The 23,419-nt window shown below is 55.1% G+C and carries 17 protein-coding genes; 12 read left to right on the top strand and 5 right to left on the bottom strand.

Annotated elements, in window-relative coordinates:
* Position 1: 1 nt before the first annotated feature.
* From KI228_RS17760 to mutH, 4 genes are all read right to left on the bottom strand, one after another.
* The gene (locus KI228_RS17760; RefSeq protein WP_061069642.1) at positions 2-1,042 is read right to left on the bottom strand and encodes an NADP(H)-dependent aldo-keto reductase; all 1,041 of its coding nucleotides are present in this window, start codon (positions 1,040-1,042) and stop codon (positions 2-4) included.
* Between the two features lie 107 nt (positions 1,043-1,149).
* Positions 1,150-1,368, bottom strand: a complete 219-nt coding sequence (gene ygdR, locus KI228_RS17755; RefSeq protein ID WP_000758655.1) for a lipoprotein YgdR — start codon at positions 1,366-1,368, stop codon at positions 1,150-1,152.
* Between the two features lie 137 nt (positions 1,369-1,505).
* Positions 1,506-2,219, bottom strand: coding sequence for a TerC family protein (locus KI228_RS17750; protein ID WP_042999468.1), 714 nt, complete (start codon positions 2,217-2,219; stop codon positions 1,506-1,508).
* Positions 2,220-2,288: 69 nt separating this feature from the next.
* Complete coding sequence (mutH, locus tag KI228_RS17745) at positions 2,289-2,978, bottom strand: DNA mismatch repair endonuclease MutH (RefSeq protein ID WP_061069643.1); 690 nt, start codon at positions 2,976-2,978, stop codon at positions 2,289-2,291.
* Between the two features lie 684 nt (positions 2,979-3,662).
* Between mutH and rppH the strand changes: the two genes are divergently transcribed.
* The 12 genes from rppH (at position 3,663) to recD (ending at position 21,931) form a co-directional block, all read left to right on the top strand.
* Complete coding sequence (gene rppH, locus KI228_RS17740) at positions 3,663-4,193, top strand: RNA pyrophosphohydrolase (protein ID WP_042999471.1); 531 nt, start codon at positions 3,663-3,665, stop codon at positions 4,191-4,193.
* A gap of 12 nt (positions 4,194-4,205) precedes the next feature.
* Positions 4,206-6,452 (top strand): phosphoenolpyruvate--protein phosphotransferase, encoded by a 2,247-nt coding sequence (gene ptsP, locus KI228_RS17735; RefSeq protein ID WP_042999472.1) that lies wholly within the window; start codon positions 4,206-4,208, stop codon positions 6,450-6,452.
* A gap of 148 nt (positions 6,453-6,600) precedes the next feature.
* Positions 6,601-7,476, top strand: coding sequence for a prolipoprotein diacylglyceryl transferase (lgt, locus tag KI228_RS17730; RefSeq protein WP_042322421.1), 876 nt, complete (start codon positions 6,601-6,603; stop codon positions 7,474-7,476).
* A gap of 6 nt (positions 7,477-7,482) precedes the next feature.
* Positions 7,483-8,277 (top strand): thymidylate synthase, encoded by a 795-nt coding sequence (gene thyA, locus KI228_RS17725; protein ID WP_042999473.1) that lies wholly within the window; start codon positions 7,483-7,485, stop codon positions 8,275-8,277.
* Between the two features lie 182 nt (positions 8,278-8,459).
* A complete protein-coding gene (locus KI228_RS17720) occupies positions 8,460-8,930 on the top strand; it encodes a prepilin peptidase-dependent protein (RefSeq protein WP_044254186.1) in 471 nt (156 codons plus the stop codon).
* Positions 8,921-9,484, top strand: a complete 564-nt coding sequence (locus tag KI228_RS17715) for a prepilin peptidase-dependent protein (protein ID WP_061069644.1) — start codon at positions 8,921-8,923, stop codon at positions 9,482-9,484. Before KI228_RS17720 ends, KI228_RS17715 begins: the two co-directional genes overlap by 10 nt.
* Positions 9,481-9,888 carry a DUF2509 family protein gene (locus KI228_RS17710; RefSeq protein ID WP_044264297.1) on the top strand — a complete coding sequence of 136 codons (408 nt, stop codon included), beginning with the start codon at positions 9,481-9,483 and terminating at the stop codon, positions 9,886-9,888. Before KI228_RS17715 ends, KI228_RS17710 begins: the two co-directional genes overlap by 4 nt.
* The gene (locus KI228_RS17705; protein ID WP_061069645.1) at positions 9,873-10,193 is read left to right on the top strand and encodes a prepilin-type N-terminal cleavage/methylation domain-containing protein; all 321 of its coding nucleotides are present in this window, start codon (positions 9,873-9,875) and stop codon (positions 10,191-10,193) included. The genes KI228_RS17710 and KI228_RS17705 overlap by 16 nt, the downstream gene beginning before the upstream one ends.
* Positions 10,194-10,208: 15 nt before the next feature.
* Positions 10,209-13,577: an exodeoxyribonuclease V subunit gamma gene (recC, locus tag KI228_RS17700; RefSeq protein WP_061069646.1), complete on the top strand. Its 3,369-nt coding sequence runs from the start codon at positions 10,209-10,211 to the stop codon at positions 13,575-13,577.
* Between the two features lie 113 nt (positions 13,578-13,690).
* Positions 13,691-16,579: a pitrilysin gene (gene ptrA / locus KI228_RS17695; RefSeq protein WP_141227638.1), complete on the top strand. Its 2,889-nt coding sequence runs from the start codon at positions 13,691-13,693 to the stop codon at positions 16,577-16,579.
* Positions 16,572-20,117, top strand: a complete 3,546-nt coding sequence (gene recB / locus KI228_RS17690) for an exodeoxyribonuclease V subunit beta (RefSeq protein ID WP_104010298.1) — start codon at positions 16,572-16,574, stop codon at positions 20,115-20,117. The genes ptrA and recB overlap by 8 nt, the downstream gene beginning before the upstream one ends.
* Entirely contained in the window at positions 20,114-21,931 is a 1,818-nt protein-coding gene (gene recD, locus KI228_RS17685) for an exodeoxyribonuclease V subunit alpha (protein ID WP_044254207.1), read from the top strand. The genes recB and recD overlap by 4 nt, the downstream gene beginning before the upstream one ends.
* Before the next feature lie 50 nt (positions 21,932-21,981).
* Here recD and argA read toward each other — a convergent pair whose 3' ends face one another.
* Complete coding sequence (argA, locus tag KI228_RS17680) at positions 21,982-23,313, bottom strand: amino-acid N-acetyltransferase (RefSeq protein WP_042999482.1); 1,332 nt, start codon at positions 23,311-23,313, stop codon at positions 21,982-21,984.
* Between the last annotated feature and the right edge of the window lie 106 nt (positions 23,314-23,419).

Below are 23,419 nucleotides of genomic sequence, written 5' to 3'. Positions count from 1 at the left end.
GTTACGGTGCAGGATAGGTGTAAACCTGATGCACCGCTTCAATCTCTGCCAACACCTCTTCGCTTAATTCGAGATGCAGACTCTCGACGTTGGTTTTCAGCTGTTCCATGGTGGTGGCGCCCAGCAGTGTACTGGCAACAAACGGTTGACGACGAACGAATGCCAGCGCCATCTGCGCCGGATCAAGGTTATGCCGTCTGGCGATATCGACATACGCCGCCACGGCTTTTTGCGTCTGCTCGCCGCTGTAGCGGGTAAAGCGGCTAAACAGTGTATTGCGCGCACCGGCAGGTTTCGCGCCATTCAGGTATTTACCGGTCAGCGTGCCAAATCCCAGGCAGGAATAGGCCAGCAGTTCGACGCCTTCATACTGGCTCACTTCCGCCAGCCCCACTTCAAAGCTGCGGTTGACCAGGCTGTAAGGGTTCTGGATGGTGACAATGCGCGGCAGATCATGCTTATCCGCCAGATGCAGATAACGCATCACGCCAAAGGCCGTTTCATTCGAGACGCCAATGTAGCGGATTTTGCCCGCCCGCTGGAACTCGGCCAGCGCATCCAGCGTATCCAGTAGCGACACCACCGGCGCGGCGTCGCTCCAGCTATAGCCGAGTTTGCCAAAACAGTTGGTAGGGCGCTGCGGCCAGTGAACCTGGTAAAGGTCCAGATAATCGGTTTGCAGACGTTTCAGGCTGTCGTGCAGCGCTTCACGAATGTTTTTACGATCCAGTGCCTGATTCGGGCGAATACTGTTGTCATTATTGCGCGACGGGCCGCTCACTTTGGAGGCGACAATCAGCTTTTCTCGATTGCCATATTTGGCCAGCCAGTTTCCGATGTAAGTTTCGGTAAGCCCCTGGGTTTCCGGGCGTGGCGGGACCGGGTACATTTCGGCCACGTCGATCAGGTTAATGCCGTTGGCGACGGCATAGTTGAGCTGTGCATGTGCGTCGGCTTCGCTATTTTGTTCACCAAACGTCATTGTGCCCAGCCCCAGTGTACTGACTTCAAGCGAGCTGTGGGGTATACGGTGATATTGCATAGCCGTTTCCTTTTTATAATCACGACATAAGGATTATAAAAATGGCTGAGGGAAGGGAAAAAGGGAAGAAAAATTGTTAAGGCCAGCAGCGCGGCTGACCTCAATCTTCAACGTTCAATGATTTGAGAAACGTCGTCGCGGTTAATTTGCATGGCGTTGCCCTGCTGGTCGTGGTAGCTCACCAGACCGGTATCGTCATCAATTTCGGGTTTCCCGTCGGTCAGGATCATCCGACCATCTTTGGTCGCCATGACATAATCGCTGCTACAACCGGAAACAGCAAAAGCCAGTCCTACTGCGGAAATTATCACTGCCCATTTTTTCATCCATTTATCCTCACGTGGCCTGCGTCTGATAACAGTCTAGTAATAACCTGAAGTTGTGGGCAGGAAAAGCAGGAAAATCTTAATCTGAGAGGAGAAAAGGGGAGAGGTTCGCTCCCCGCAGGGAGCGAAAAGGACAATTACAGCGGGTTCTTTTTGTTTCGCAACAAGTTCAGGCTCTCAACCGCAATCGAGAAGAACATGGCGAAATAGATGTAACCCTTCGGCACGTGAACGTCGAAGCTTTCCAGGATCAGGGTGAAGCCCACCAGAATCAGAAACGACAGCGCCAGCATCTTCACGGACGGGTGCCTGTCGACAAACTCGCCTATAGGACGCGCCGCAAACATCATTACGCCAACGGCAATTACCACCGCCGCCATCATGATGAACAGATGATCGGACAAGCCAACCGCCGTGATCACCGAGTCCAGACTGAAGATAATGTCGAGCAGCATGATCTGCACGATGGCCCCCAGAAAGGAGCTGACGCGCATGTTCACCCCTTCTTCTTCACCTTCAATGGATTCGTGGATCTCCTTACTCGCTTTCCAGATCAGGAACAATCCGCCGAGCAGAAGGATCAGGTCGCGGGCGGAAATGGCTTCACCAAACACCTCGAACAGCGGATTGGTCAGCCGGGTCACCCAGGCGATGGAGGCCAGCAGCGCCAGTCGCATGATCATCGCCGCTGCGAGACCGAGACGACGGGCGTGCGCACGTTGCGCAGTCGGGAGTTTTGCAACCACCAGTGAGAGGAAAATAATATTATCGATCCCAAGCACGATCTCCAGCAGCGTCAGCGTACCGAGCGCAAGCCAGGCGTTAGGATCGGTTATCCATGCAAATAACATTGAACAAAGTCCTGCCAAAAAAAGAAACGCTAATTATATGCTTCCCGGACACAAGGCGAAAGTCTAACGCTACTGTAACAAAAAGTGGCGTTCCAGCAGGGCGCGCGTGAAGTTCTTTTTCAGGTAAAAACCACGCGGCAACGTCAGTATTGGCTCGCCCTGGGCGCCGATCGCCTCGGTGAGCGCTTTGGCGTTTGCCGCCTTCGGTCGTAGTTGTAAAAATTCGCCATGGCGGGCAGTGATACGTTCAACCTGACCGAGCACAATCATGTCCATTAATTCTTCCCAGTCGAGCCGTAACTGACGGTCTTCTTCTTCATCAGGGCTCCACAGTACTGGCGATCCCACCCGCCGCTGCGAGAGGGGAATGCTGCGTTCGCCTTCTACCGGGATCCACAGTACCCGCTTCAGTTTGTGTCGTACGTGACTGGTTTCCCACGTCACGCCGCTGTTTCCGGTCAGCGGTGCAACGCAGACAAAGGTGGTTTCAAGCGGCCGGCCGAGGCTATCCACAGGAATGGTTTTCAATTCGACGCCTAATGCGGCGAAATCCTGTTCAGGCTTACTTCCGGCGCTGGCCCCCAACCAGAGTTCCAGTAATACGCCGATCCAGCCTTTGTCCCGCTTGAGATCTTTCGGCGCAACAATACCTGCCATCGCCGCCAGTTCGCCCAGCGAATAGCCCGAAAGCTGCTGCGCTTGCTGGAGCAGAAGGGCTTCAGATTCCGGTGGAAAGCGTAAAGGATGGAGTCCGGACATGGCGTTACACCTTAGGTGAAAAAATGAACAAGGATTTTATACCGTGAGAAAGAAGTTTATCGTTTTCCACATGTCATATTCAATGTCATGATTTATATTGGTTTTTAGTTTCTGACGTCACGTGTTGCGCAACATAAAAATAGGTTTTCCATTTCTGGTCACTGAATTTAAACAGGATCTTACACCATGTTATCCACAGAAAGATGGGATAACTGTGAAAAACCCCGACTACTGTTTCCATTTACAGCCTTGACGTGCGACAAAAATCGAATTTTCACACAATTTGTGTTTAACTTATTGGCACAATCTGTGGATAAAGTCGGCGCTGTTCGATCTTTCATCAGCCTGAGGATCGTCAGTGTGATGGCTATCACCTTTTTGCCTGGTTATCGCTAAAACGAGCCAGTAACCCCATGAATAAAAGAAAATATTTTTTTCACCCTCTTGTCCGTTTATTCAGACTGTTCCGGGTTTTCCCGGAGTAATTCCGTACTTCTTCACAACTCTATCCACAGAAAAGGTGAATAAAATCGCCCGAATGGGTGAGTGTCTGTTCATAACTTTGTCATTAACTGTGAGTTATTCAATTGTTATTAGATGCACACCGCCGTAACTCAGTGGTTTACCGTCTGTCAGGAGTGTGAAACAATCATTCTCATATAAGGTTTATGTTGAGGTAGTCCGGTGATTGATGACGATGGCTACCGCCCAAATGTAGGTATCGTAATTTGTAATCGTCAGGGGCAAGTGATGTGGGCCCGGCGGTTTGGTCAGCACTCCTGGCAGTTCCCACAGGGTGGGATAAATCCAGGAGAATCAGCAGAACAGGCGATGTACCGGGAACTGTTTGAAGAAGTAGGGTTAAGCCGTAAAGATGTGCGAATCCTTGCCTCTACTCGCAACTGGTTGCGTTACAAGTTACCGAAACGTTTGGTGCGTTGGGATACAAAGCCGGTGTGTATCGGCCAGAAACAAAAGTGGTTTCTTTTGCAGTTGATGAGCGGGGACGCGGAAATCAATATGCAAACCAGCAGCACTCCTGAGTTTGACGGCTGGCGTTGGGTAAGTTACTGGTATCCGGTCCGGCAAGTGGTTTCATTTAAACGCGATGTCTACCGCAGGGTGATGAAAGAGTTCGCAAGTGTTGTGATGGCGCTTCAGGAAGCGACGCCAAAACCGCAAAATACACCTGCTTATCGACGTAAAAGAGGTTAAGCCACGCAAATTATGCTCACCCGCCTGCGCGAAATAGTCGAAAAGGTGGCCAGTGCTCCGCGTCTTAATGAAGCGCTGAATATTCTGGTTACTGACATCTGTCTTGCGATGGATACAGAGGTCTGCTCGGTTTATCTGGCCGATCATGACCGGCGTTGTTATTACCTCATGGCGACGCGGGGGCTTAAAAAACCGCGCGGTCGTACTGTCGCACTCGCATTTGATGAAGGTATCGTCGGCCTGGTTGGCAGGCTGGCGGAACCTATCAACCTCGCTGATGCGCAAAAACACCCCAGTTTTAAATACATCCCCTCGGTAAAAGAAGAACGCTTCCGTGCCTTCCTCGGGGTGCCGATCATTCAGCGTCGTCAACTGCTGGGCGTCCTCGTTGTACAGCAGCGCGAACTGCGCCAGTACGATGAAAGCGAAGAATCTTTCCTGGTGACACTTGCCACGCAGATGGCAGCGATTCTGTCACAATCTCAGCTTACCGCCCTGTTCGGCCAGTATCGCCAGACGCGAATTCGTGCGCTACCGGCGGCGCCGGGCGTGGCGATTGCCGAAGGCTGGCAGGATGCGACGCTACCGCTGATGGAGCAGGTGTATCAGGCCTCGACGCTGGATCCCGCTCTGGAGCGTGAGCGCCTGACCGGTGCGCTGGAAGAGGCGGCAAATGAGTTTCGCCGTTACAGCAAGCGGTTTGCCGCTGGGGCGCAGAAAGAGACCGCCGCGATATTCGATCTCTATTCGCACCTGCTTTCCGATGCCCGCCTGCGACGCGAGCTGTTTGCCGAAGTGGATAAAGGGTCTGTGGCCGAATGGGCGGTCAAAACGATCATCGAAAAGTTTGCCGAACAGTTTGCCGCGCTGAGCGACAACTATCTCAAAGAACGTGCAGGCGACCTGCGTGCGCTGGGCCAACGCCTGCTGTTCCATCTCGATGATTCCATACAAGGGCCAAATGCCTGGCCAGAACGCTTCGTGCTGGTGGCTGATGAACTCTCGGCCACCACGCTGGCGGAAATGCCGCAGGACCGGCTGGCGGGCGTTGTTGTCCGCGACGGGGCGGCCAACTCCCATGCCGCGATCATGGTCCGTGCCATGGGGATTCCCACCGTGATGGGCGCCGATATTCAGCCATCGGTGCTGCACCGGCGTACGTTGGTGGTGGATGGCTACCGCGGTGAGCTGCTGGTCGATCCTGAACCGGTATTGATCCAGGAATATCAGCGGCTTATCAGCGAAGAGAACGAGCTCAGCCGACTGGCGGAAGATGACGTCAATTTACCCGCACAGCTGAAAAGCGGTGAGCGGATCAAAGTAATGCTGAACGCGGGACTCAGCCCGGAACATGAAGAAAAGCTGGGCAGTCGTATCGACGGCATTGGCCTGTATCGCACCGAAATTCCCTTCATGCTGCAAAGCGGTTTCCCTTCGGAAGAAGAGCAGGTGGCGCAGTACCAGGGCATGTTGCAGATGTTTAATGACAAGCCGGTGACGTTACGAACGCTGGACGTTGGCGCGGACAAACAGCTGCCGTACATGCCAATCAGCGAGGAGAATCCCTGCCTGGGCTGGCGAGGCATCCGCATTACGCTCGATCAGCCGGAAATCTTCCTTGTCCAGGTGCGGGCGATGCTGCGCGCCAATGCGGCGACGGGCAACCTGAGTATTCTGCTGCCGATGGTAACCAGTATCGATGAGGTGGATGAAGCGCGCCGCCTGATTGAACGTGCGGGCCGCGAAGTGGAAGAGATGATTGGGTACGCGATCCCGAAACCGCGTATCGGCATCATGCTGGAAGTACCGTCGATGGTCTTTATGCTGCCGAATCTGGCGAGTCGTATCGATTTTGTCTCCGTCGGGACTAACGATCTGACCCAGTACGTGCTGGCGGTGGATCGCAACAATACGCGCGTTGCCAGCATTTATGACAGTTTGCATCCAGGAATGCTACGCGCGCTGTCGATGATTGCGCAGGAAGCTGAGCGTAGCGATATCGACCTGCGCGTATGTGGCGAAATGGCGGGCGATCCGATGTGCGTCACCATCCTGATTGGACTGGGTTTTCGCCATCTTTCAATGAACGGTCGTTCTGTGGCGCGCGTAAAATACCTGCTGCGTCGCATTGATTACGAAGAGGCAAAAATCCTTGCCCAACGCAGCCTTGAGGCACAACTGGCAACGGAAGTGCGCCATCAGGTGGCAGCGTTTATGGAGCGTCGCGGCATGGGCGGCCTGATTCGAGGGGGGTTGTAAAAGCGCTATACAGATCTTTTACATCTTCCCGACAGCCTCACAGAACCTCGTATGCTATCATTCGCTCCTTTGGAGCGCCTGTAAGTAGTGGGTGCGCATATCGCTTGCTGAAATTTTTCAGCGAAATAACAAGAACTTGTGGTGACAGATGACCAGTAGCTATCTGCATTTTCCGGAATTCGATCCGGTCATTTTCTCAATTGGACCCGTCGCACTTCACTGGTACGGTTTAATGTATCTGGTCGGCTTTATTTTCGCGATGTGGCTGGCGACGCGCCGAGCCAACCGTCCGGGCAGTGGCTGGACCAAAAATGAAGTCGAAAACTTACTTTATGCAGGTTTCCTCGGGGTCTTCCTCGGGGGGCGTATTGGCTATGTACTGTTCTATAACTTCCCGCTGTTCCTGGATAATCCGCTGTACCTGTTCCGCGTCTGGGACGGAGGTATGTCCTTCCACGGTGGGCTGATTGGTGTGATTCTGGTGATGATTATCTTCGCCAAACGCACGAAGCGCAGTTTCTTCCAGGTCTCTGATTTTATTGCGCCGCTGATCCCCTTTGGGCTGGGGGCCGGGCGTCTGGGCAACTTTATCAATGGCGAACTGTGGGGCCGTGTCGACCCGAATTTCTCTTACGCCATGCTGTTTCCCGGGTCGCGCACTGAAGACATTCTGCTGCTGCAAACCAACCCGCAATGGCAATCTATTTTTGATACCTACGGCTCTTTACCGCGCCATGCGTCTCAGCTCTATGAGATGGCGCTGGAAGGCGTAGTGCTGTTTATCATTCTTAACCTGTTTATTCGTAAACCGCGTCCGATGGGGTCAGTCTCCGGGCTGTTTTTGATTGGTTACGGCGCGTTTCGTATCATTGTTGAATTCTTCCGTCAGCCGGATCAGCAGTTCACCGGTGAATGGGTACAGTACATCAGCATGGGACAGATCCTCTCGATTCCGATGATTGTCGCTGGTGTGATCATGATGGTTTGGGCCTATCGCCGTCGCCCACAGCAACACGTTTCCTGAGGAACCATGAAACAGTATTTAGAACTGATGCAAAAAGTGCTGGATGAAGGCACACAGAAAAACGACCGTACCGGAACCGGAACGCTTTCCATTTTTGGTCATCAGATGCGTTTTAACCTGCAGGAAGGATTCCCGCTGGTGACGACAAAACGTTGCCACTTGCGCTCCATCATCCACGAGCTGCTGTGGTTTCTGCAAGGTGACACCAACGTGGCCTATCTGCACGACAATAACGTCACCATCTGGGACGAATGGGCGGATGAAAATGGCAACCTGGGCCCGGTGTATGGCAAACAGTGGCGCGCCTGGCCAACGCCGGACGGTCGCCACATTGATCAGATCACGACGGTACTGAACCAGTTGAAAAATGATCCTGATTCGCGCCGTATTATCGTTTCGGCGTGGAACGTCGGCGAACTGGACAAAATGGCGCTGGCACCATGCCACGCGTTCTTCCAGTTCTATGTCGCGGATGGCAAACTCTCTTGCCAGCTGTATCAGCGCTCCTGCGATGTGTTCCTCGGCCTGCCGTTTAACATCGCCAGCTATGCGTTGCTGGTGCATATGATGGCGCAGCAGTGCGATCTGGAGGTCGGCGATTTCGTCTGGACCGGTGGTGACACGCATCTGTACAGCAACCACATGGAGCAGACGCATCTGCAACTGACTCGCGAACCGCGCGCACTGCCGAAACTGGTGATTAAACGTAAACCTGATTCCCTCTTCGATTATCGCTTCGAAGATTTTGAAATCGAGGGTTACGACCCGCATCCGGGGATAAAAGCGCCGGTTGCTATCTGACGGCTTTATCCTGTCATAACCGACGCCTTTGCGCGTCGGTTTTTTTTACCCAAATTTTGGTTTTTCGGCGCAGGTTCCTGAAATGATGCAACCTGCTGTAACAGAGTAAATTTCTTTCGTAACGCGCCGAAAAACCTGAATTCTCGCCTCGTGTTAACCTCCCGACGCGTCATACTGCCGCCATGAATACACAGCAGGGCTATACGCTCATTGAAACGCTGGTCGCGATGCTTATTATTATCAGCCTGAGTGCAACAGGACTCTATGGTTGGCAGCAGTGGCAGCAACAGCAACATCTCTGGCAGACCGCCTGTCAGTTGCGCGATTTCTTGCTGCAGCTACGGGAAGATGCCAACTGGCATAACCGCGATCACATCATTACCGCCATCAGGGAGGACGCGTCATGGTGTCTTGTCAGTTCGACAGCCTCACGAAATACCTGTACGCCGCGCTCGGCGCTCGTTTTTGTGCCGCTCTGGCACGATGTCGAGCTCGTCGGGATTACGGCTTCACTGACGTTTTATGGTCAGCGCAATACCGCGTGGCCGGGGAATATCCGTCTGAAAAATGCGACAGGCGAATGGCGGGTAGTGGTTTCACCGTGGGGACGCATCCGCTTGTGCGAGCGCGACGATACCCAGGGTTGTCGGTGAGTGAACGCGGTTTCTCTCTGCTTGAGGTGCTGATTGCAATGGCGATCAGCAGCGTACTGTTGCTGGGAGCCGCCCGTTTTTTACCGGCATTACAGCGCGATATTTTGCAGCAGACCCGCAGACTCGCGCTGGAGGATGACATGTGGCAGCGGGTGTACACCATTGCGAAACACCTCCAACGCGCAGGATATTGCCACGGTAGCTGTAGTGGTGATGGAGTAAACATTACCAACGCGGGACAGTGTGTCATCGTTCAGTGGGACGCCAACGCGAATGGCGTCTGGGAAAGCGAGCCGGTAAAGGAAGCTGAACAAACCGGGTTTCGCCTGAATGATAACGTGCTGGAGACGCAGCGCGGCGCGAAAACGTGCAGTGGAAAAGGATGGGATAAAATGACCGATCCTGACGTCGTACACATTACGGCATTTGAGGTTGTGCCTCAGGATATCGCGGGCTTTACGCCCGAATTGACCATACATCTGCGCGGCATTAGCCGGAGGGATCCGCAAACCGTGGTCGATGCACGCTACAGCGTTACCGGGTTTAATTTATGAACCACGAACGGGGCGTCTCCTCTCTGGCGCTGGTTCTGCTGCTGTTGGTCCTCGGCAGCTTACTGTTGCAGGGCGTTAACCAGCAGCAGAGCAGTTTTGCTTCACGGGTGACGATAGAAAGTCAGGCTCTGCAACGCCAGGCTGTCGTACAGTCAGCCATGGAGTGGGGCAGGATGCAGCCATGGTCGATAAGCTCGGATAAACCGTGTCGGTACTACGGGGAGGCCAATGTCCCCGTCTGCCTGCGCAGACTCGCCAACAGTCGCGCTTTGCTTATTGCCAGCTATCAGGGAACCTCCCTATGGCGAGAAGGCGAGCAACAGGAGGAAAACGTCGTCTTTTCTCTTCATGGCTGGAGCGATTTCTGTCCGCTACGGGAGGTCGCGCTATGCCAGCTCCCCTGAGCCGCCAGTGCGGATTTAGCCTGCCAGAGGTGATACTGGCAATGGTTCTTATGGTGATGGTGGTGACGGCGCTTTCCGGATACCAGCGCGCGCTAATGAACGGTTTTTTCATCAGGAGCCAGTACCTGCAACTCTGGCGTCAGGGCTGGCAGCAGACGCAACTGCGTTCGTTTTCGCCACCTGTTAACTGGCAGGTTAACCGGATGCAGACAATGCAGGCGGGATGTGTCAGCATCAGCGTTACGCTATCTTCACCTCAGGGCAGGCAGGGGAAAATGACGCGCCTGCACTGCCCAAACCGTTAGTTGCCAGGAGTCTCTATGTTAAGGGTCTACCACTCAAATCGTCTGGATGTGCTGGAAGCATTGATGGAGTTCATCGTCGAGCGCGAGCGGCTGGACGATCCTTTTGAGCCGGAAATGATTCTGGTACAGAGTACCGGGATGGCGCAGTGGCTACAGATGACCCTTTCGCAGAAATTTGGTATCGCCGCCAACATAGAATTCCCACTCCCGGCAAGTTTTATCTGGGAAATGTTCGTCCGCGTACTGCCGGAGATCCCCAAAGAGAGTGCTTTCAGCAAACAAAGCATGAGCTGGAAGTTGATGACGCTGCTCCCGCAACTGCTGGATCATGATGATTTCGCGTTACTACGCCACTATCTGACGGACGATACGGATAAACGTAAGTTGTTTCAGTTGTCGTCGCGCGCGGCGGATCTTTTCGATCAGTATCTGGTGTACCGACCGGAATGGCTAACCCAGTGGGAAGCGGGGCGAATGGTCGACGGGTTAGGAGAGGCGCAAAGCTGGCAGGCGCCGCTATGGAAAGCGTTGGTGGAATATACCGATGCGCTGGGACAACCGCGTTGGCATCGTGCCAATCTCTATCAACGGTTTATCCAGACTCTCGAAAATGCTGAACGCTGCCCGCCAGGACTTCCTTCTCGTGTGTTTATCTGCGGGATCTCCGCGCTGCCACCGGTATACCTACAGGCACTGCAGGCGCTCGGTAAACATATCGAGATTCATCTGCTCTTCACCAATCCCTGCCGCTACTACTGGGGCGATATTAAAGATCCGGCGTATCTGGCAAAACTGCTGGCACGTCAGCGGCGACACAGTTTTGAAGACCGTCATTTACCGCTGTTTCGTGACAATTCGAATGCCGAAAGTTTGTTTAACGGCGATGGCGAACAGGATGTCGGTAACCCGATGTTGGCCTCGTGGGGGAAACTGGGGCGCGACTATATTTATCTGCTCTCCGAACTGGAAAACAGCCAGGAGCTGGATGCGTTTGTCGACATTACGCCGGATAACCTGCTGCATAACATCCAGGCCGATATCCTTGAGCTGGAAAACCGCGCAGTGGCGGGCGTGAGTCTGGAAGAGTATTCCCGCAGTGACAATAAGCGACGCCTTGATCCAAACGACACCAGCGTCACCTTCCATGTCTGTCATAGCCCCCAGCGTGAAGTTGAAGCCCTCCACGATCGTCTTCTGGCAATGCTGGAGGCAGACCCAACGCTCACCCCGCGTGACATCATCGTGATGGTGGCGGATATCGACAGCTATAGCCCGTTTATTCAGGCCGTCTTTGGCAGCGCCCCTGCGGAGCGTTATCTACCTTATGCGATTTCCGATCGTCGGGCGCGTCAGTCACATCCGGTGTTGCAGGCGTTCATCAGCCTGCTGTCATTGCCTGACAGCCGTTTTGTTTCTGAGGACGTGCTGGCGCTGCTGGATGTCCCGGTGCTGGCGGCACGCTTCAATATCAGCGAAGAAGGATTGCGTTACTTGCGGTTGTGGGTCAATGAATCGGGCATTCGCTGGGGTATTGATGACGACAACGTGCGCGAACTGGAACTTCCGACAACGGGACAGCATACGTGGCAGTTTGGCCTGACGCGCATGCTGCTGGGCTATGCCATGGAAAGTGCGCAGGGCGAGTGGCAGTCCGTTCTGCCTTACGATGAGTCCAGCGGACTCATCGCCGAACTGGTAGGGCATCTGGCGTCGTTACTGATGCAGCTTAATCTCTGGCGTCGTGGCCTGGCACAGGAACGTCCACTGGAAGAGTGGCTGCCAGTGTGCCGCGAGATGCTCAACGATTTCTTCCTGCCTGACGCTGAAACCGAGGCGGCCATGACGCTGATTGAGCAGCAGTGGCAGGCGATCATCGCCGAAGGTATAGAGGCTAAGTATGGTGATGCGGTTCCGCTATCCCTGTTGCGCGATGAACTGGCGAAGCGGTTGGATCAGGAGCGAATTAGTCAGCGCTTTTTAGCCGGGCCGGTAAACATCTGTACGCTGATGCCGATGCGCTCCATTCCTTTCAAAGTGGTCTGTCTGCTGGGAATGAACGACGGTGTTTATCCGCGCCAGCTTGCGCCGCTCGGTTTTGATCTCATGAGCCAGAAACCAATGCGTGGGGATCGCAGTCGTCGTGATGATGATCGTTATCTGTTCCTTGAAGCCTTAATTTCTGCCCAGCAGTCGCTTTACATCAGCTATATCGGGCGCTCGATCCAGGATAACAGCGAACGGTTTCCTTCCGTGCTGGTGCAGGAGCTGCTCGATTACATCGGACAAAGCCACTACCTGCCGGGTGACGACGCGTTAACCAGCGATGAGAGCGAGAAACGGGTGAAAGCGCATATCGCCCGCCTGCATACCCGTATGCCGTTCGATGCGCAAAACTTCCTGCCCGGTGAACAGCAGAGCTACGCCAGCGAATGGCTACCGGCGGCAAGCCGTCGTGGAGAAGCCCATAGCGATTTTGTGCAGCCGTTAGCCTTTGATATGCCAGAGACGCTGAGTCTGGAAACGCTGCAGCGCTTCTGGGCGCATCCGGTGCGGGCGTTTTTCCAGCAGCGTCTGCAGGTTAATTTCCGCTCCGAAGAGCGTGAGATCCCGGACACCGAACCGTTTACCCTGGAAGGGCTGACCCGTTATCAGCTCAACCAGCAGTTACTGAATACGCTGGTTGAACAGGATGATGCCGAACGTCTGTTCCGTCGCTTCCGTGCGGCGGGGGATCTGCCGTATGGGGCCTATGGCGATATCCTCTGGGAAGCTCAGCATCAGGAAATGCAGACGCTGGCGGACAGGATCGTGGCTTGTCGTCAGCCGAGCCAAAGCCTGGAGGTTGATCTGCACTGCAATGGCGTACAGTTGACGGGCTGGCTGCCGCAGGTGCAAGAAGATGGTCTGTTGCGCTGGCGGCCTTCGTTAATCAGCATTTCACAAGGCGTGCAACTTTGGCTCGAACACCTTGTCTATTGTGCCTGCGGAGGAAAAGGTGAAAGCCGGCTGTTTTTGCGAAAAGACGGAGAGTGGCGCTTCCCACCGCTGGAGCAAGAGCAGGCATTGGGGTATCTGGCGCAACTGATTGACGGATATCGCGAAGGGATGTCCACACCGCTGCTGGTGCTACCGGAAAGCGGCGGCGCGTGGATAAAAACCTGTTATGACGCGGCAAATGATGCCATGTTAGATGACGATGATACGCGTCAAAAAGCCCGCGTGAAGTTTATGCAGGCTTACGAAGGCAACATGGTTGTGCGTGGCGAAGGCGAGGATATCTGGTATCAGCGCCTGTGGCGACAACTGGACTCTGAAACCTTTGAGGCCATTATTTTGCAGTCACAACGTTACCTGCTTCCGCTTTTCAGATTTAATCAGTCGTGATGGTTGTATAAAAATTGCGCAATTTTGATGCTTCCTTTATGATGCGTTGCCCTGCTCAGAGAAGCATCCAATGTGTCTTTGCGCAGAAAGAAAGTTAATGATGAGGTTCTTGAATGCCCCGCAGCACCTGGTTCAAAGCGTTACTGTTGTTGGTCGCCTTTTGGGCGCCTTTAAGTCAGGCAGATACCGGTTGGCAGCCCATTGCGGAAACCATCCGTAAAAGCGACAAAGATACCCGCCAGTATCTGGCCGTCCGTCTCGATAATGGTTTGGTGGTATTACTGGTATCCGACCCGCAGGCGGTGAAATCGCTTTCTGCGCTGGTGGTGCCCGTGGGGTCTCTGGAAGATCCCGATGCGCATCAGGGGCTGGCACATTATCTTGAACACATGTGTCTGATGGGATCGAAAAAGTACCCACAGGCCGATAGCCTTGCGGAATACCTCAAATTGCATGGCGGCAGCCACAATGCCAGCACTGCGCCGTACCGCACGGCGTTCTATCTGGAAGTGGAAAACGACGCGCTTACTGGTGCCGTTGACCGCCTGGCCGATGCCATTGCTGAACCGTTACTGGATAAAAAATATGCCGAGCGTGAGCGCAATGCAGTAAACGCTGAGCTGACGATGGCGCGTACCCGTGACGGGATGCGAATGGCGCAGGTGAGCGCGGAAACCATCAACCCGGCTCACCCCGGTTCACGTTTTTCCGGCGGCAACCTGGAAACCTTAAGCGACAAACCGGGTAATCCGGTGCAACAGGCGTTGCGCGATTTTCACAGCAAGTATTACTCCGCCAATCTGATGAAAGCGGTTATCTACAGCAATAAGCCATTGCCGGAACTGGCAAAGATTGCTGCAGAGACCTTTGGGCGAGTGCCCAACAAGAATATCGAGAAGCCGGAAATTACCGTTCCGGTCGTCACTGATGCGCAGAAGGGCGTTATCATCCATTACGTACCTGCGCTGCCGCGTAAAGTGCTGCGCGTTGAGTTCCGAATCGACAACAATAGTGCGCAGTTTCGTAGTAAAACCGATGAACTGATCACCTATCTGATCGGTAACCGTAGCCCGGGTACGCTTTCTGACTGGCTGCAAAAACAAGGGCTGGTGGAAGGTATTCGCGCGGACTCCGATCCGGTAGTCAACGGCAACAGCGGTGTGTTAGCCATTTCCGCTACCCTGACCGACAAAGGGCTGGCGAACCGCGAAGAAGTGGTTGCGGCTATTTTCAGCTATCTCAATCTGTTACGCGAAAAGGGCGTCGATAAACGCTACTTTGACGAGCTGTCGCATGTGCTTGATCTGGACTTCCGTTACCCGTCGATCACCCGTGATATGGATTACGTCGAATGGCTGGCGGATACCATGATCCGCGTGCCGGTGGCGCATACTCTGGACGCAGTGAACATTGCTGATCAATACGATGCGAAAGCCATTCAGGCGCGTCTGGAGATGATGACGCCGCAAAATGCGCGAATCTGGTACATCAGCCCAAAAGAACCGCACAACAAGACCGCTTACTTTGTTGATGCTCCTTATCAGGTCAATAAAATCAGCGAGCAGACGTTCAGCGACTGGCAGACGAAAGCGCAGGAGATAGCCCTGTCTCTGCCGGAACTGAACCCTTACATTCCTGACGATTTCACGCTGATCAAGCCGGAAAAGAAATACGACCGTCCGGCGCTGATTGTCGATGAGCCTAATTTGCGCGTGGTATACACCCCGAGCCAGTATTTCGCCAGCGAACCGAAAGCGGACGTGAGCGTCATTCTGCGTAATCCGCAGGCGATGGACAGCGCCAGAAACCAGGTCATGTTTGCGCTGAACGATTATCTGGCGGGAATTGCGCTCGATCAGTTAAGTAACCAGGCGGCGGTGGGCGGCATCGGTATCTCAACCAACGCCAACAATGGCTTAATGCTCAATGCTGATGGCTATACGCAGCGTCTGCCGCAACTTTTCCAGGCATTGCTTGCAGGTTATTTCAGCTATACCGCAACTGAAGAACAGCTTGAGCAGGCGAAATCCTGGTATAGCCAGATGATGGATTCTGCCGAAAAGGGGAAAGCCTACGAGCAGGCAATTATGCCGGTGCAGATGATCTCTCAGGTGCCTTATTTCTCCCGTGACGAACGGCGTGCACTGCTGCCGTCGATCACCCTGAAAGAGGTGATGGCCTACCGTGATGCATTGAAAACGGGCGCTCGTCCGGAGTTTCTGGCGGTTGGCAACATGAGCGAAGCGCAGGTCACGACGATGGCGCGGGATATCCAGAAACAGCTGGGGGCGAACGGTTCCGAATGGTGTCGCAACAAAGATGTGCTGGTGGATAAGAAGCAGTCTGTCATTTTTGAAAAAGCGGGCAGCAGTACCGACTCTGCGCTGGCGGCAGTCTTTGTCCCTGCCGGTTATGACGAGTATGCCAGCTCGGCCTACAGCGCCATGCTGGGCCAGATTGTCCAGCCGTGGTTCTACAATCAACTGCGAACGGAAGAGCAGTTAGGGTATGCGGTGTTTGCCTTCCCGATGAGCGTCGGACGCCAGTGGGGAATGGGTTTCCTGCTGCAAAGCAGCGATAAACAGCCGCCGTATCTCTGGGAACGCTACAAGGCGTTTTTCCCCACGGCGGAAGCAAAACTGCGGGCCATGAAACCGGAAGAGTTCGCCCAGATTAAACAGGCGATCGTCGCGCAGATGTTGCAGGCACCGCAAACGCTGGGCGAAGAAGCGTCGAAATTAAGCAAAGATTTCGATCGCGGCAATATGCGTTTCGATTCACGTGATAAAATTGTGGCTCAGATAAAACAGCTGACGCCGCAAAAGCTTGCTGATTTCTTCCATCAGGCGGTGGTCGAGCCGCAAGGCATGGCGGTACTGTCGCAGATTTCCGGCGGCCAAAACGGGAAGCCGCACTATGTGCACCCGGAAGGCTGGAAAGTGTGGGACAACGTCAGCGCGTTGCAGCAAACTTTGCCCCTGGTGAGAGAACAGAATGAATGATGTCGCCGAGTCCCTTGATCCCCTGCGCTTGCCCCTCACGGGCGAGCGCCTGATTGAAGCCTCTGCGGGCACCGGCAAAACCTTTACTATCGCGGCGCTCTATCTGCGCCTGCTCCTCGGGCTCGGCGGGTCTTCCGCCTTTCCCCGTCCCCTGACCGTTGAAGAACTGCTGGTGGTAACCTTTACTGAGGCCGCCACCGAAGAGTTGCGCGGGCGTATCCGCAGTAATATTCATGAGCTGCGTATCGCCTGCCTGCGCGAATCGACTGACAACCCCCTTTATGCCCGTCTGCTGGATGAAATCGACGATAAAAAGCAGGCGGCGCAGTGGCTGCTGCTCGCCGAAAGACAGATGGATGAGGCGGCGGTATTCACCATCCACGGTTTTTGTCAGCGCATGCTGAGCCTGAATGCCTTCGAATCCGGCATGTTATTTGAACAACAGCTGATCGAGGATGAATCGCTGCTGCGCTATCAGGCCTGTGCGGACTTCTGGCGCCGTCACTGTTACCCCCTGCCGCGTGAAATTGCCCAGGTGGTGTTTGAAACGTGGAAAGGGCCGCAGGCGCTGCTGGCGGATATTAACCGTTACCTGCAAGGGGAAGCGCCGGTTATCAAAGCGCCACCGCCGGATGACGAAACGCTGGCGTCCCGTCATCAGCAGATCGTGCAGCGAATCAATGCGCTTAAGCAACAATGGTGTGATGCGGTGGGTGAACTTGAGGGATTGATGGAAGCCTCAGGCATCGACCGGCGTAAATTTAACCGTGGCAACCAGGGCAAATGGATTGAGAAGATCAGCGCCTGGGCGCAGTCCGCAACGCAAAGCTACCAGTTGCCAGAGGCACTGGAGAAATTCTCTCAGCGTTTCCTTGAGGACAGAACCAAAGAAGGCGGCGTTGTGCCGCAGCATCCGCTGTTTGTCGCGATTGATGAATTACTGGCGGAACCGCTGACGCTCAGAGATCTGATGATCACCCGCGCGCTGGTGGAGATCCGTGAAACGGTGGCGAAAGAAAAACGCCGCCGGGGTGAGCTGGGGTTTGACGATATGCTCAGCCGACTGGATAGCGCGCTGCGCAGTGAAAGCGGCGATGCGCTGGCGGCGGCGATCCGTACCCGCTTCCCGGTAGCAATGATCGATGAGTTCCAGGATACCGATCCGCAGCAATACCGTATTTTCCGCCGCATCTGGCAGCATCAGCCAGACACCGCGCTGCTACTGATTGGCGACCCGAAGCAGGCGATTTATGCGTTTCGCGGCGCGGATATTTTTACCTATATGAAGGCCCGCAGTGAGGTCAGCGCGCACTATACCCTCGACACCAACTGGCGTTCCGCGCCAGGCATGGTGAACAGCGTCAACAGGCTGTTCGGCCTGATGGATGACGCCTTCATGTTCCGCGAGATCCCGTTCCAGCCGGTGAAATACGCTGAAAAAAACCAGTCGCTGCGTTTTGAATTTTACGGCGAAACTCAGCCCGCAATGACGATGTGGTTGATGGAAGGAGAAAGCTGCGGAATAGGCGATTATCAAAGCTATATGGCGCAGGTGTGTGCTGCGCAGATCCGCGACTGGCTGAAGGCCGGGTTGCGCGGAGAGGCGATGCTTATCAGCGGCCACGACGCGCGTCCGGTGAGCGCGGCGGATATCAGCGTGCTGGTGCGTAGCCGCCAGGAAGCGGCGCAGGTACGCGATGCTCTGACACAACTGGCGATTCCGTCCGTCTATCTTTCCAACCGCGACAGCGTGTTTGAAACGCTGGAAGCGCAGGAGATGCTCTGGCTATTACAGGCGGTGATGGCGCCGGAAAAAGAAAATACGCTACGCAGCGCGCTGGCGGCCTCAATGATGGGGTTGAACGCGCGCGACATTGACATGCTCAATGGCAATGAAAACGCCTGGGATCGGGTGGTTGACGAGTTTGTCGGCTACCGTCAAATCTGGCAAAAACGTGGCGTGATGCCGATGCTGCGTGCGCTGATGTCAGCGCGACAGATTGCGGAGAACCTGCTGGCAACGGCGGGAGGTGAGCGTCGCCTGACCGATATTTTGCACATCAGTGAGCTATTGCAGGAGGCCGCTTCGCAACTGGAAAGCGAGCATGCGCTGGTGCGCTGGCTCTCGCAGCATATTCTTGAGCCTGACAGCAATGCTTCCAGCCAGCAAATGCGTCTGGAAAGCGACAGCCATCTGGTGCAGATCGTCACCATCCACAAGTCAAAAGGGCTGGAGTATCCGCTGGTCTGGCTGCCGTTTATCACTAATTTCCGCGTGCAGGATCAGGCGTTTTATCACGACCGCAACTCGTTTGAAGCAGTTCTGGATCTGAGCGAGGCGGACGAAAGCGTGGCGCTGGCGGAAGCCGAAAGGCTGGCGGAAGATTTGCGTTTACTGTACGTGGCGCTGACGCGTTCAGTCTGGCACTGCAGTCTGGGTGTCGCACCTCTGGTTCGTCGTCGGGGCGATAAAAAGGGCGATACCGATGTGCATCAGAGCGCGCTGGGGCGTCTGCTGCAAAAAGGCGAACCGATGGATGCCGTCGGGCTACGCTCGGCGATAGACGCAGTTTGCGATGAGAACATCGTCTGTCGTATCCCGGACGCGGTCAGTATGGAGCCGTTGCCTGGCACCGTTGCGAGCGAGGCGTCTCTGAATGCCCGACGGGTACAACGAACGCCGGGCGACAACTGGCGGGTGACCAGCTATTCCGGCCTGCAACAGCGTGGTCACGGCATTGCACAGGATCTGATGCCGCGACTGGATATCGATGCGACAGGCGTGGGTGAAGTGGTTGAGGAGCCGGAACTGACGCCGCACCAGTTCCCACGCGGCGCATCGCCAGGAACATTTTTACACAGCCTGTTTGAAGATCTCGATTTTATCCAGCCGGTTGAGGCTGCCTGGGTGCAGGAAAAACTGGAGCTTGGTGGCTACGATGCCGACTGGGAACCGGTCATCACCGCGTGGGTGACGGCGATTCTCCATGCGCCACTCAATGAGACTGGCGTCAGTCTGAGCCAGCTTTCTGCGCGTGAAAAACAGGTCGAGATGGAGTTTTATCTGCCCATTAGCCAACCGCTTATTGCGGAAAACCTGGATGCGCTGATCCGCCAGTTTGACCCGCTCTCGGCGGGCTGTCCGCCACTGGAGTTCACCCAGGTTCGCGGGATGATGAAGGGCTTTATCGATCTGGTATTTCGTCACAACGGGCGCTATTACCTGCTGGATTACAAATCGAACTGGCTGGGAGAAAACAGCGCCGCTTACACCCCAGAGGCGATGGCGGCGGCCATGCAGGCGCATCGCTATGATTTGCAGTATCAGCTCTATACCCTCGCGCTGCACCGGTATCTGCGCCATCGCATCGCAGATTACGACTACGAGCGCCATTTTGGCGGCGTGATTTATCTGTTCCTGCGCGGCGTGGACAGCAAACAGCCGCAGCAGGGGATTTACACCACACGCCCGGCGGGTGAGTTGATTACCCGGATGGACGAGATGTTTGCCGGGGTGGCGCTGGAGGAGGCATCATGACGCTACAGAAGCGATTACTTGAGGCCGTCGGGCAGAAGCAACTGCGCCCGCTGGATGTGCAATTCGCGCTGGCGGTGACCGGCGAACATGAACCTGCCGTGACGCTGGCAGCGGCGTTACTCAGCCGGGATGCCGGAGAAGGGCACGTCTGTTTACCGCTTTCTCAACTGGCGCTGAACGCGGATAATCCCCCTTTCTATTCTTCATGCCTTAGCGACATTGGCGAACCCGAGAACTGGGAAGAATGCCTGCTCGCTTCCGACGCCGTCAGTCATGGAGAGCGGCCATCGCCGATGGTCCTTTATGGCGACCGTTTGTATCTGAACCGGATGTGGTGCAACGAACGTACCGTTGCTCATTTCTTTAGCGAGGTGAATCGACCCATTGAGGTGGATGAAACCTTGCTGACGCAAACGCTGGAAGCGCTGTTCCCGACGACAAACGAAATCAACTGGCAAAAAGTCGCCGCGGCGGTCGCGCTGACCCGCCGTATTTCGGTGATTTCAGGCGGGCCGGGAACGGGGAAAACAACCACCGTGGCCAGGCTGTTGGCGGCGCTGATCCAGATGGCGGAAGGCGAGCGTTGCCGTATTCGCCTGGCGGCGCCGACGGGTAAAGCAGCGGCGCGTTTGACGGAGTCCTTAGGCAAGGCGCTGCGTCAGTTGCCGCTGACGGATGAACAAAAGAAACGTATCCCGGATGATGCCAGCACGCTGCACCGGTTGCTGGGCGCGCAACCCGGCAGTCAGCGTTTACGCCATCACGCGGGCAACCCGCTACATCTGGATGTGCTGGTGGTGGATGAGGCGTCTATGATCGACCTGCCGATGATGTCGCGCTTGATCGACGCATTGCCGTCGCACGGGCGTATCATTTTCCTTGGCGATCGCGATCAGCTTGCTTCGGTCGAGGCGGGGGCGGTGCTGGGGGATATCTGTGCCTGGGTGAATGCGGGCTATACCCCTGAACGGGCACAGCAACTGGCTCGCCTGACGGGGATGCCCGTTCCGGCAGGTGCTGGAGAAGACGCCGCCACGCTACGGGACAGCCTCTGTCTGCTGCAAAAGAGCTACCGTTTTGGCAGCGATTCCGGCATCGGGCAACTGGCGGCGGCGATTAACCGTGGCGATAAGGCGGCGATAAACGACATTTTCCTGCAAGGCTTCAGCGATATCGATAAACGGACGCTGGAGAGCAGTGAAGATTACACCGCCATGCTTGAAAACGCACTGGCAGGTTATGGACACTATCTGCAACTGCTTCAGGCGCGCGCGGAGCCTGCATTAATCATTCAGGCATTCAATGAGTTCCAACTGCTGTGCGCGCTGCGCGAAGGGCCGTTTGGCGTGAGCGGACTGAATGAACGTATCGAACTGGCTATGCAGCAAAAGCGCAAAATTCATCGCCTGCCACATTCCCGCTGGTATGAAGGACGGCCAGTGATGATTGCCCGTAACGACAGCGCGCTGGGCTTGTTTAACGGCGATATCGGTGTGGCGCTCGATCGTGGGCAAGGATTAAGGGTCTGGTTTGCGATGCCGGATGGCAGTATTAAGTCTGTGCAGCCCAGCCGCCTGCCGGAGCATGAAACGACCTGGGCAATGACGGTGCACAAATCTCAGGGCTCGGAGTTCGATCATGCCGCGCTGGTGTTACCCACGCAGCGCGCGCCGGTGGTGACACGGGAACTGGTGTATACCGCCGTGACCCGCGCACGTCGCCGCCTGTCGTTATATGCCGATGAACGCATACTTGGCAGTGCGATTGCCACCCGAACCGAACGACGCAGTGGGCTGTCGACGTTGTTTAAATGAGAGGTTGCCGGATAAGCCGTTTGCGTCGCTATCCGGCAATGCGATAACCACTACCCCAGATCCGCCATCAGGACTTTGGATTTCCGCTGATAGTTGTACATCTCTTTCTTGCTTTCGGGCAGCAGGTCGATATCCACCGGCGTGAAGCCGCGTTCCTGGAACCAGTGAATGCTGCGGGTCGTCAGGACGAACAGCTTGCTCAGGCCAATCTGCTTCGCCTGGGCGGCGATCCGCTCCAGTAGCACTTCTCCCCTAGAAGAACTGCGGTAGTCCGGATGGACAGCCACGCAGGCCATTTCGCCGATTTTTTCTTCCGGGAAGGGGTACAGTGCGGCACAGGCAATGGTCATATTATCGCGCTGGATAATGGTGAACTTGTCGATCTCCATTTCCAGTTGTTCGCGTGAACGACGCACCAGAATGCCCTGCTGTTCCAGCGGGCGGATCAGCTCCAGGATCCCGCCGATATCGTTAATGGTGGCGCGGCGGATCTGCTCGGCGCTTTCCATCACAATTTGTGTCCCGATACCGTCGCGCGAAAACAGCTCCTGCAACAGTGCGCCATCTTCCTGATAACTGATCAGGTGACAACGACGGACGCCGCTGCGACAGGCTTTCACCGCGCCACGCAGAAAGCGTACGGTACCCGAGTTGTAATCGCCTTTTTCTTCTTGTGCTTCTACGCGCGCCTGGGCCTCGTTCGGGAACAGTTCGGAGACGATATCACCGTCGTCGTTGGTCACCCCTTGCGAAGAACAGAACCCGATCATCTTTTCGGCTTTCAGTTTAATCGCCAGTTGCGTGGCGATCTCTTCTGAAGTCAGGTTAAAGCTTTCGCCAGTGACAGACACCGCAACGGGGCCCATCAGCACAATGGCGCCGCTGTCCAGTTGACGATGGATCGCCTCTTCATCGATGCGACGGATACGTCCGCTGTGGCAGTAATCTACGCCGTCATCGACGCCCAGCGGCTGCGCAATGATAAAGTTGCCGCTGACCACGTTGATATGCGCCCCCTGTAGCGGCGTATTGTTCAGGCTCATCGACAGGCGAGCGGTGATATCCAGTTGCAACGTTCCCGCCGCCTGCTTTACCAGCTCCAGCGTTTTGGCGTCGGTGACGCGGGTATTTTTGTGATACATCGGCTCATGGTGATGAGTGGCGAGGTTGGCGTCAATTTGCGGACGCGCGCCATAAACCACGACCAGGCGAATGCCGAGGCTGTGAAGAAGCCCAATGTCATTGACGATGCTGGAAAAGTTTTCATGCTCAATGGCTTCGCCGCCGAGCATAATGACAAACGTTTTTCCCCGATGGGTATTGATATAGGGAACAGAGTGGCGGAATCCCTGTACCAGTTCGGTTCTACGCTCCTTCACCACGGCATATCCTCATTGCATGATTATTCGTAATTAGTGTATTTTTATTCTGTTTTTCCGCCGCGCGCAAGTGCAAATTTTGACCCTGACAAAGTTTTTTCTCAGTAAT

The organism is Citrobacter amalonaticus, from assembly GCF_018323885.1.
GTDB lineage: Bacteria > Pseudomonadota > Gammaproteobacteria > Enterobacterales > Enterobacteriaceae > Citrobacter_A > Citrobacter_A amalonaticus.
Note: the sequence above shows the minus strand (reverse complement) of the source record. Positions and strands in the feature narration are given on the sequence as shown.